This is a genomic window from Bacteroides sp. RTP31139st1_H2_RTP31139_211217 (assembly GCF_040227615.1).
Lineage (GTDB): Bacteria > Bacteroidota > Bacteroidia > Bacteroidales > Bacteroidaceae > Bacteroides > Bacteroides uniformis.
Genome location: NZ_JBCNZM010000099.1, coordinates 1 through 10,825, shown reverse-complemented (window position 1 = coordinate 10,825; position 10,825 = coordinate 1). Strand labels below are relative to the sequence as shown.

The window sequence follows — 10,825 nt, the reverse complement described above, 5'->3', positions numbered from 1 at the left end:
ACTTGTATCAGAGTGAGCTCTACCAGTAGCCGTTTGTTTTTACTGGCACGGTAGTTCAGGTCACAATCGTTGCAGAGCTTCATGGCACGGTAAAGAAAAGGGAGGGGGCATTGCTGTGCTTGTGCTTGGTAACGTTCGCGGATGCTTGCGCCCACTTCAAGCAACGGCAGTGTCGCCGGGTCTTTGCTGACAAGCAAGTCGCGCAGGTGGGATGAAAGTCCGGTGATGAAGTGGCTGCCGTCGAAGCCTTTGTTGAGCACATCATTCAGTAATAGCAACGCGTCACTGATTTTGTTCTCAAGAAAGAATCCGGTTAGTTTGAAGTAGTATTCATAGTCCAGCACATTGAGGTTTTCAATCACGCTCTTATAGGTGATGTGTCCTCCGGTGAAGCTTACCACCTGGTCGAAGATGGATAGTGCGTCGCGCATACCGCCGTCTGCTTTGAGGGCAATGACATTCAACGCTTCCGGTTCAGCAGTGATACCTTCTTTGGAGGCGACATATGCGAGGTGTGCTACGGTATCTTCCACACCAATCCGGCTGAAATCATATATTTGGCAGCGTGAAAGGATGGTGGGCAATATCTTGTGCTTCTCGGTAGTGGCAAGGATGAATATGGCATGGCGTGGAGGCTCTTCCAGTGTTTTCAGGAAAGCATTGAAAGCCGAGGCGGACAGCATATGTACCTCATCAATGATATATACTTTGTATTTGCCTATCTGAGGTGGAATGCGTACCTGCTCCACCAATTGGCGGATGTCATCCACAGAGTTGTTTGAGGCGGCATCCAGCTCATGGATATTGTAGGAGCGCTGCTCATTGAAGGCAGTGCAGGATTCACATTGGTTGCATGCCTCGCCGTCTGCTGTGGGGCTCATGCAGTTGATTGTTTTAGCAAAGATACGGGCACAAGTTGTTTTTCCCACGCCTCTTGGACCGCAAAAAAGATAGGCATGCGCCAGTTTTCCGGTGGCAATGGCATTCTTCAAGGTAGTGGTCAGTGCACGTTGGCCTACTACGGACTCAAAGGTCGAGGGACGATATTTCCGTGCAGATACGATATAGTTTTCCATATTTGGGATATTCTTTGCTTTTTGTGCAAATGTACACAAAAAAAAGAAATCTTTCGGTTATTCCTCTTATCTTTGTGACGTGAAGTTATATGATGGACAAGCTCCATCATGAATGATAAATTGCTAAATAGTAGATAACGAGATGGATAAACTTGCTTCTCTTTGGTCTTTTGTCCGCAAGCATAAATATTTGATTACGCTTGCGTTGTTTGCTGTAATTATCGGGTTCCTGGATGAGAACAGTGTTGTACGCCGTTTGGGTTACGCCCGGGAAGAAAGCCGTCTGCGCGATGAAATAGAAAAGTACCGCAAGGAATACGAGGAGAATACCGAACGGCTCAATGAGCTTGCCGTCGACTCCGGTGCCATCGAACGGATTGCCCGTGAGAAGTATCTGATGAAAAAGCCCAATGAGGATATTTATGTATTTGAAGAAGATATAGAAGAATGAAACAACTGATACCTGCCCTTTTCGCAGTAGGGGCCGTGATGCTCTTGGCAGGAGCTGCCGTTTATATCACGGGCTGGCCTCTTTCACCTTATATATATACTATCGGCGCTACGATGGTTGCTTTGGCCCAAATTAATTCTCCGTCCAAATGTAAAAGTCCCACTGTCAAACGCCTGCGCCGACAGCAAATATTCGGTGCGCTTTTGCTGGTGCTTACGGGGGCATTCATGCTCTTTACAAGGGGCAATGAATGGATTGTGTCTCTGACGATAGCCGCCATTCTTGAGCTTTACACTTCGATACGTATTCCACAAGAAGAGGCGAAAGAAGGTTTAAGCTAAATCCGGAACATATATTCTGCATAAACAAGAGGGGCTGAACTCTTTTATAGAGCCAGCCCCTTTCTCATTTAGTTAATCTTCTGCGTTATCCGTCTATCTTTCTACCTTTTCTACTGTCAGAACTGCCGAAGAGACACCTGCCGTTACGTCAACTGTGAACCGGTAAGCGACACCGTTTTCCAGGCTTTTGCCTTCTACGAGGCCCAAGTTGCCGGCATCACGTCCGTTGGTACCGTCACCTATAAATACTAAGTCACTGGTGGTAGACAAGGCATCGTTTTTATATTCACCTCCCCAACCTTGCTGGTGGAAGAACTTGAAGTTGATGTCATCAGATTTGATTTGCTCTCCCGCTACTACTGTTACCTGATACTTCTTCGCTTCAATCTGTGACATGCAGAGACCTTTTTCTGTAGTCCAACCTACGGCATTGGTCGCTACGGAAGGTTTACCGATACCGTCACCGATAATCCAAAGGGCGCCGGTTCCGTCATCGTTCAGAGTGGCGGTGCTTGTTCCGTTCATTTTCAATACTTCCAGATAATTCAGGGCCAGGTTGGCAATGACGCGATAAGTTCCATCGATGGGCAGGAACTTCAGCGAACCGTCTTCATTCTTTTCGAAGAAGTCGGGGTCTATCCAATATTGGTCGAAGTTGGGAATGTCTGCAGTGATGTTGTCCCCTTGCTTCAGATTGAGGTCGATGCTGTAATGGTCATCATCCACCATCTCCATTTCAGAACCGTTCAGCAGTAGTTTCACGAAAGGAGCGGCTGCATAAGTCAACGTATTGAAGGAGATGGAATATTCTCCAGCTGACAGATTGGAGAAGGTAATTTCACTGGAGGTACCTTGTGTAATGGCACCGTTGCTCCATCCGAAGTTGATTTCATTCCCGTTGGCGCCTACTTTAGGAGCTTTGATGTAACCTTTCACTTTTTGTGCAAATTCACCGGTCACGCTATACTGATTGGCTGCGACTTTTTCCATGCGGTATTCTTGGTCTCCGGAAATCAGAGTTAGGTAGGGGAAGTCCGGACGACTCAGCGCCACGTCATAGCTTTTCTCTGTAATTGTGAAATTGATGTTCTGCAGAATGAACTTCAATGTAGCTGTTCCGTTGGGAATATTTGCCAGATAGGGAACATATATTTTCCCGGTATAGTCTTGACCGTTTACTTTTGTACGGATTATAGTCTCTGACACCATTTCGTCGCTGAAGTATAACCGCGCTTTTAACGTGGAAAGGGGTACATCTGCGTCCGATGCCTTGATTGTAAAAGGCAGACTGTCTCCGAACAAGGCTGAAGAAGGTTCTGCCTGAAAGTCCATTGTCGGGTTGCCGGGAACCGGATCGTCATCGCTGCAAGCATTCAGCATGGCTATGCCTGCCAATGCCATTAGATAGTATTTTAAGCTTTTCATTATAATCTTCTGTTTAAATTATTAGTTTTATTTTTTCCAACGGTAAGAAACGACTGCTTTGGCCGGAACTTCGTAGGAAAAGTAGTGTGTGCCGTCGCTTACGGTGATTCGCTTGGCATCTGCATTGTTGTTTGCCAATACGAATGCATAGGTACCGTCCGTATTCTCGAAGGCGGAGTAGGTGATTCCGTTGGCTGTGTAACCGGTCGTTCCGATACGTACAGCTCCCGGTTTCACGACTGAAGACATGTGCCCGATAAGGTAATAATGGGAATTACGGACAATTTTAGAATAGTTTGTATTGTCAATATCCACTGCACCGTAGCAGGTCTTGCAAGAACCATCTGAGGGGCTTACCGGTCCCAGGTCACTGTCTAACATCAGATTCCACACAATGGTGCCGCGGCACCAGTTGTTGGCTGTTCCCAATGCTATTTCTTCCATATCGTTAAGCAGGCGTGCTTCCAAATCGCGACCGGAGTTCCAAGTACCGATGGAGGTTTCCGTAAAAAGCAGTTCCTTGTTGGGATAGAGTTTGTGGATATTCAGCAACTCAGAACGGTTACCGCCATAATTATGGTAGGCAGCGCCCGCAATGTATTGTGAGGCTTCCGCATCATCATAAATCTTGGTAGGGTAACTTTTTTGGTCGGCCAGATTGTCGTAGTTGTAGTTATGGTCGAAAACATAAATCTTTGTAGTAACTCCGGCTTCTTTGAAGGCAGGGCCCAGGCCGGTCTTGATGAAGTCACGGGCTTCTTCCCATCCCATGAACAAGGATGCTGAGTTACCGTGGTTCAGCGGTTCGTTCTGCGGAGTCACAGCGTGGATTTTGATGCCTTCCTTTTCGAAAGCTTGTATCCATTTTACGAAATAGTCGCCATACGTTCTGTAATATTCGGGGTTCAAGTGTCCGCTGGTCCATGAGTCAAAGGGTACACGTTCCTCCAGGCTTTTCACTTTCATCCACTTCGGACATGTCCAGGGAGCGGCAATTATTTTGACGGCAGGATTGATTGCCAGAATTTCCTTCAATATAGGAATCACATATTTGGTGTCTTCCATCGGAAGGGCAAAGTGCTCAAGCCCCTTTTCGTCACAGCAAGTGAATTCACTGAATGAGAAGTCGGAACAACCGATGGCAATACGTACATAGCTGAAGCCATAGCCTTCTTTGTCCGAGAATGTTTCAGTCAGAAACTTCGTGCGGTTCTCTTGTGTCATCTGCATCAGGTTGTAACCGGTAGAGCCGGTGATGGCTGCACCGAAACCGTCCATTTCCTGATAGCGGGTGGCAGGGTCAAGTGTCACGGTAGAAGGTGACATGTTGCTTCCGGTGCCGAAGGCCAGCCCGGACTTTGTCAAATCATAAGTACGACTGGTGTTCGTTACATAGAGGGTAACATCCTTTGCCTCTTCCGTGGGTTGGTCTGGCTTGGGTTCCGGTGTAGGGGTGATGTTACTGTCATTGTCATTGCCGCAGGCTGCCAGTATGGTGAAGCAACCTAATGCGGTAGTGAATATATTTCTTAAATTCATATTCAATTGATTTTTATATTACTCATTAGTATTAATAGCCCGGGTTCTGTATCAGATTTTCGTTCTGGTCGATGGCTCCTTGGGGAATAGCCAGCAGATAGGAGTTCTCATTGAACAGATTTTCTTGTGCATGGCGGCCGCTGTCTTTGGCGTAAACGGCGTTCATCACTTCTTCTACCTTATTGAGGCGGCAAAGGTCGTACCAGCGCTGTCCTTCAAAGGCAAGCTCCATGCGGCGTTCGTCCATATAAGCTTGGAGCAATGCTTCTTTACTGCTGCGGGTGCTTTGTGGAAGTTTGCCCAGTCCGGCGCGGTTGCGGATGCGGTCGATGATGTCGGCTGCACCGTTCAGGTCGGGAGCCTCTCCCATAATTTTTGCTTCGGCTTTGAGGAGCAGGATATCGGCATATCGCAGATAGATAATGCTGTTGAACGCAGAGCGGCATTTGTACATGAAGGCATAATGGTCTGCCGGATAATAGTTGCTCCATCCGCAGTCATACCATACAACAGATTCATTGTAACGTTTCGTGTCTCCTTGCTCTTCATAGAGGCGGATAAGGTCACGGGAAGGGGTAATCCATTTGGCCCAGGTGAAACTTTCATCCCAGTTGCTCAAGTTACGGCCGAACATCCAAGTACACCAGTTGCCGGAGCCGGGAGGAAAGTGGGCTTCGAGAATTGCCTCCTTGGTATTGCGTACCCGGCAGTCTTTTTTTTCCGTATCATACGCCCAAAGGTCGCTGAAGTCTTCCACGAGGTCGAAGCCGTCGGCAGCAAGTTCATCGGCATATTTGATAACCTTTGCATAATCGCGCAGAGGTTTTTCTGCATAGACCTTGGCAAGCATGGCACGTGCCACCGATTTGGTAAGTATGCTCTTGTCTGATGTGTCGTTTGTCGGTGTGTTGGGGTTTTCCACTGCTTCAGTCAGGTCTTTCTCTATTTGGGCGTAAGCCTCTTCAGCCGTATTCTGTGGAGGAAAATAGGTCGGGTACATTTCTTCTACGTTGTCTTCGGTAATGTCACCGCCCACGGTAGTGATGACCGGGAAGTTACCCCATAAGCGTACCATATCGAACATGACCATGGCACGGAATATCTTGGCTTGTGACTGATACTTGCCGCGTTCACTTTCACTGAGTGCCTTGAGCTGGTCACAGCCCACGATGATGCGGTTGGCAACGGCAATGTCGCCTAAGAAACGGTCCCAGTCACGTTTTAGTACAGAATTAGAGCCTTCAATGGAGTTGGTTTCGTAAGGCACCACTTCGGCCCCCGTTGTTCCGGCGTAGGCATTATCGGAATGAGCGTCACCGATAAGCAGTTTGTCGACATACCAGTGCTCCTGCCGGTCACGAAATTTTTTGTGAAGGGTTACCATTGAAGTTTCCACGTCTTGCACACTGTTGAAAATAGGCTTTTCATCAGTTTTGTTCACTCCTTCCGTTACATCCGAGTAGGTGTCTACCGGATTATAGTCCAAGTCACATGAGGTTGCGGTCATTGCCAACAATACACCGCAAGCTATACTTTTATATATATGGTTTAGTTTCATAAGTTATTTCTTCCTTTTTTAGAATTCAACATTGATACCGAAAACGAATGATTTGCTCTGCGGGTAAGTTCCATAGTCGATGCCCTGTACAGAACCGCTGTTGCCATATTGGTTCACTTCGGGGTCCATACCTGAATAGCTGGTCCAGGTCAGCAAGTTGCTGGCGGTAAAGTAAGGCTGTACGCGGCTGATACCCCATTTCTTGAACTGGCGGCAACGGATGTTGTAAGAGAGTGAAATGTCTTTGACACGCAGGTAGCTGCCGTCTTCTACAAAATAAGTGGAGTTCTTGATGTTGAAGTTGGCTTTCGGGACATTCGTAATCTGTCCGGGAATTCTCCAGCGTTTCAATACTTCCGTTGACTGGTTTTTACCGTCATACATACCTTCGGTTTCCATACGGGACACATTGAAGATGTCGTTTCCGTAGCTTCCTTGGATGAAGATGCTCAGGCTGAGGTCTTTCCATGTAAAGGTGTTTGTCAATCCGTAGATGAAGTCGGGATTCGGGTCGCCGATATAGGTACGGTCAGAAGTGGAAATCTTGCCGTCTTCGTTAAGGTCGCGATAAATCAGGTTACCGGTTTCGGGGTCTACACCGTCGCTGATGTAGCCGTAGAAACCACCCAAAGGACGTCCGGGCTCATTGCGTACGATATTTTCTTTCACCACCTCGGCACTGCTTGCTGCTGTATAGATTTTCTGCAATGACAGCTTGGTCAGCTTGTTCTTATTGAAAGAAATGTTGAAGTCTGTATCCCAAGAAAACTCGCCGGTCAGGTTATGGGAGTTGATGGCGAACTCGAATCCCTTGTTGGTCATCTCGCCTTCGTTACGGGTGATGCTGGTGGTTGCTGCCGCACCAGCAGGCAGACTTACCTTCATCAACATGTCTGTAGTTTTCTTGTAATAGTAGTCCATGCTGAAGGTTAGTCTGTTGTTCAGTACAGTCAGGTCAAGACCGATGTTCGTCTGGTTGGTAGTTTCCCATTTCAGGTCACTTGTTCTCAGGTTGGCCTGGCTGATACCGGGAACTGCATGGTCGTTACCTTCTTCAAACCAGGGTATGCGGTTGATGTTGTAACGTTGCAGATACGAGTAATCGCCTATACCGCTTTGGTTACCGGTCTGTCCCCAGCCACCGCGGAGCTTCAAGTCATCAATCCAAGCGATGTCTTTCATGAACTTTTCCGACGAAATGCGCCATGCAGCCGAGAAGGAGGGGAAAATACCCCAGCGATGGTCGGGATGCAGCTTGGATGAACCGTCGGCACGCATGTTCATGGTAAGCATGTACTTGCTGTCATAGTTGTAGGACACACGGGCGAAATAGGAAGAGATGGCCCACTGTGAAGCTCCTGTTCCGGTACCGTCCCATGAAATTTTATTGGCAGCGTTCAGGGTCTGTATTTTATCGTCCCGGAAATGTGAGCCGTTTATCCAGCTGTTGGTATAGTCCGATTTGGTATAGGAAGAACCTGCCATTACGTCGATGCCGTGCTTCTTGATATTGGTATTGTAAGTCAATATATTATCGAAAACCAACACGGTATTCATATTCCGGTTGTCAGAGGCTGTACCGAAGCTGTTGCGTCCGTCGGTGGTCGATATTGGATCGAGGAATGTGGTGCTTACACCGTTACGGCGGTCCAGGGCTACGGATGATTTCAACTTCAGGTTGGGCAGAAAGCTGATGGTAGCGGCTCCGGATGCGATGAGGCGGTTCTCCTTGTTCTTGTTGTTTTTCTGGCGGGCCAGGTTTTCCATCGGGTTCATGATATTTACCCCGTAGAAGTTCTTATTGTATTGATTCGGCTTTTCAGGGTCCCAAATAGGAGCATAGGTCGGTGTGTTGATAACCGAGAGGACTACACCGCCACGGTTGGCACCCGTACCGGAAATGATGCCGGTGTTTCCGATATTGTCGGAGTAGGAGATATTGGCACTTACGTTCAGCCAACTGCGTATCTGGTTGTCAATGTTGGCACGGAAGCTATATCGTTTGAAGTACGTGCCTTCCAAAATGCCTTTTTCATTCAGATAACCGGCAGAGAGGAAGTATTTCATCTTTTCGTTTCCGTTAGATACGGACACCTGGTAGTTTTGGGTCTGTCCGGTTTTGTAAACTTCATCAAACCAGTCTGTCTGGTCTGTTAGACCTTCAAGGGCAGCGGGGTTGACAGCCCCGATTTCTTCCTGTAACTCACGGTATTGTTCTGTATTCAGGGCATCCATGCTCTTGGCTACTTTCGTCATACCATATTGTACGTTCAGTGCCACTTTGGCATTGCCTTCTGCTCCGGCTTTGGTCGTAATCAGTACCACACCGTTGGCTGCACGCGAACCATAGATGGCTGCCGATGAGGCATCCTTTAGGATAGAGAGACTTTCAATGTCGTTGGGAGAGAGAAAGTTGATGTTGTCCACGGGCACACCGTCCACTACGTAGAGCGGGTCGTTGCTGCCGTTGAATGAGGTGGTACCACGTACGCGGATGCTCATGCCTCCGCCCGGTTCACCGCTGGGTTGCATAACCGACACGCCGGCTGCTTTGCCTTGCAGGGCTTGGGCTGCCGATACAATGGGGCGTTGGTCCAAATCCTTTGTAGAAACCGTGGATACGGCTGTGGTTACGTCTTTACGCTTCACACTTCCATAACCGATAACTACCACTTCGTCCAGCAGTTCGTTATCTTCCTGCAATGTGATATTCATGTTGGTGGTTGCTTTTACCTCTATCGTTTTGTAGCCGATGAAGGATATTACCAGTGTGGCATTCTGTCCTACACTCAGGGAAAACTCCCCGTCCAGATTGGTAACAACACCGTTGGCGGTACCCTTTTCCAATACGGATGCGCCAATGACCTCCAGGCCTGCAGCATCTGTTACTTTACCCGTAGCTGTCAATCGTTGGGCAAATGCATTTGTTGACATTAGCAGTACGAGTAATGTCAAAAGGAGCTTGTAACTCCGCGTAAGAAGATTTCTTGTAATCATTCTCATAGTACTTTAATTGAAAGATTTAATTTATTATTAGAAAAGTATGTCCTAATAGAGATTGGTGGTTTTCCATAGTACACTTTTCTTTCTGTGCTGCAAAGATAGCGGACAACCCTATTCGTCCGATAGGCAGGTAATATGGAGAAGTAAGTCTGTGTGAAATGTAAATATCAGATATATAATAAGTTGTATTCTTGCTGATTACTGTGTAAAGTAAAGGTCGGCCACTATGGAAGGAGGTCTGTATATACTGTTTTGTCGCTTTGAGCGGTCGAAATATCTCTTAAATTTCATGTACTTTTTAGGGTGGAGGTAGTTTATGTTTAGATAGATTAATTTATCTTTGTGCTCTCAGCCTTATATAGATAATAGAAATGAAAAGAAAAATCATAGCTTTACTATTTTTGCTGATGGGGTGTACCTTTCTGAATGCGGCACCTTACAGTGAAAAGATAAAAGAACTGCTGGTGCGTCTTGATTCTCTGATTGCGCAAAAAAACACGTTTGCTATGCTTAAAGAGGCGAAGATTGCCCAGTTGCACAAGTTGCGAAAGGATGTGCGTACTTTGGAGGAGAGATATTGGCTGAATAAAAATCTTTATGATGAGTATTGTGTCTATAATGCCGATTCTGCAATGAATTATGTGGCAGGCAATTTGGACATAGTTTATAAGCAGAATGATAAATACCGGCAGATGGAGTGGAAGATAAAAAAGTCTTTTCTGTTGGCTGCCACCGGTCTGTTGAAAGAAGCCCAGGATGAGTTGGACGGAGTCTCGGGCGGTTCGCTCCCCAAAGAATTGTTAGTGGACTATTACGGACAAATGTTGTATCTGTATTCGCATTTCAATCAGTATACCGGTAGTGAAATGGGTACTTTGCATGAACATTATGCACAGTTGGAGCGTGTTTACAAGGACTCTTTGAATATGGTTCTTACCCCTGAAGACCCCTTGTTCTTGTGGTATAAAGGGCAGGTAGTACAAGGTACGGACAGTATGTATGTTTTTAAAGAACGTTTGCAGAAGGGAATTCTTAATTCTGCATTCGACACTCGGCGCGATGCCATGAATGCTTACGTGCTGGCCTGCTTTTATCGCGAGTCCGATGAGCAGGAAAATTATCTGACTTACCTGATATATTCTGCTATGGCCGATGTACGTATCTCCAATAAAGATATTGCTTCGTTGGAAGAGCTGGCGGGGGTACTTTTTAGTTTGGGTGATATTGACCATGCTTATGTCTACATGAGTTACTGCTTGCAGAATGCCTTGGCATATCGGAACCGGGTGAGGGTAGTGGGCATCTCTGCGGTGCAGGACACCATTCATCAGATCTATCAGGAACGTAATCAGAGGCAAGAAGCGCGGTTACGTATGTATTTGGTACTGGTCAGTGTCTTGTCTTTGATATCCTTGTTTGCCTTCCTATATAT

General features: G+C 46.9%; 8 protein-coding genes. 3 read left to right on the top strand and 5 right to left on the bottom strand.

The window, feature by feature from the left end; all coding sequences use genetic code 11:
- On the bottom strand, nucleotides 1-1,076 hold a 1,076-nt coding region (locus ABUA47_RS15745; RefSeq protein WP_349831746.1), incomplete at its 3' end, for a DNA polymerase III subunit gamma/tau.
- A gap of 142 nt (nucleotides 1,077-1,218) precedes the next feature.
- Between ABUA47_RS15745 and ABUA47_RS15740 the strand changes: the two genes are divergently transcribed.
- Together ABUA47_RS15740 and ABUA47_RS15735 are read left to right on the top strand one after the other, a co-directional pair.
- Entirely contained in the window at nucleotides 1,219-1,527 is a 309-nt protein-coding gene (locus tag ABUA47_RS15740) for an FtsB family cell division protein (RefSeq protein WP_005824736.1), read from the top strand.
- Nucleotides 1,524-1,868 (top strand): hypothetical protein, encoded by a 345-nt coding sequence (locus tag ABUA47_RS15735; protein WP_005834878.1) that lies wholly within the window; start codon nucleotides 1,524-1,526, stop codon nucleotides 1,866-1,868. Before ABUA47_RS15740 ends, ABUA47_RS15735 begins: the two co-directional genes overlap by 4 nt.
- 93 nt (nucleotides 1,869-1,961) lie before the next feature.
- Here the strand turns inward: ABUA47_RS15735 and ABUA47_RS15730 are convergent, their stop codons facing one another.
- Genes ABUA47_RS15730 through ABUA47_RS15715 form a run of 4 tightly spaced genes read right to left on the bottom strand, consistent with a single transcriptional unit; the run spans nucleotide 1,962 to nucleotide 9,324 of the window.
- Nucleotides 1,962-3,293 (bottom strand): DUF5125 domain-containing protein, encoded by a 1,332-nt coding sequence (locus tag ABUA47_RS15730; protein WP_005834880.1) that lies wholly within the window; start codon nucleotides 3,291-3,293, stop codon nucleotides 1,962-1,964.
- Between the two features lie 27 nt (nucleotides 3,294-3,320).
- Nucleotides 3,321-4,832: a glycoside hydrolase family 30 protein gene (locus ABUA47_RS15725; RefSeq protein ID WP_009037813.1), complete on the bottom strand. Its 1,512-nt coding sequence runs from the start codon at nucleotides 4,830-4,832 to the stop codon at nucleotides 3,321-3,323.
- 31 nt (nucleotides 4,833-4,863) lie between these two features.
- On the bottom strand, nucleotides 4,864-6,390 hold the full coding sequence (locus tag ABUA47_RS15720) for a RagB/SusD family nutrient uptake outer membrane protein (protein WP_005834883.1): 1,527 nt from the start codon (nucleotides 6,388-6,390) through the stop codon (nucleotides 4,864-4,866).
- An 18-nt stretch (nucleotides 6,391-6,408) separates the two neighbouring features.
- On the bottom strand, nucleotides 6,409-9,324 hold the full coding sequence (locus ABUA47_RS15715) for a SusC/RagA family TonB-linked outer membrane protein (RefSeq protein WP_410520144.1): 2,916 nt from the start codon (nucleotides 9,322-9,324) through the stop codon (nucleotides 6,409-6,411).
- 440 nt (nucleotides 9,325-9,764) lie between these two features.
- Between ABUA47_RS15715 and ABUA47_RS15710 the strand changes: the two genes are divergently transcribed.
- Nucleotides 9,765-10,825: DUF6377 domain-containing protein (locus ABUA47_RS15710; RefSeq protein ID WP_349831744.1), on the top strand; the 1,061-nt coding region annotated here is incomplete at its 3' end.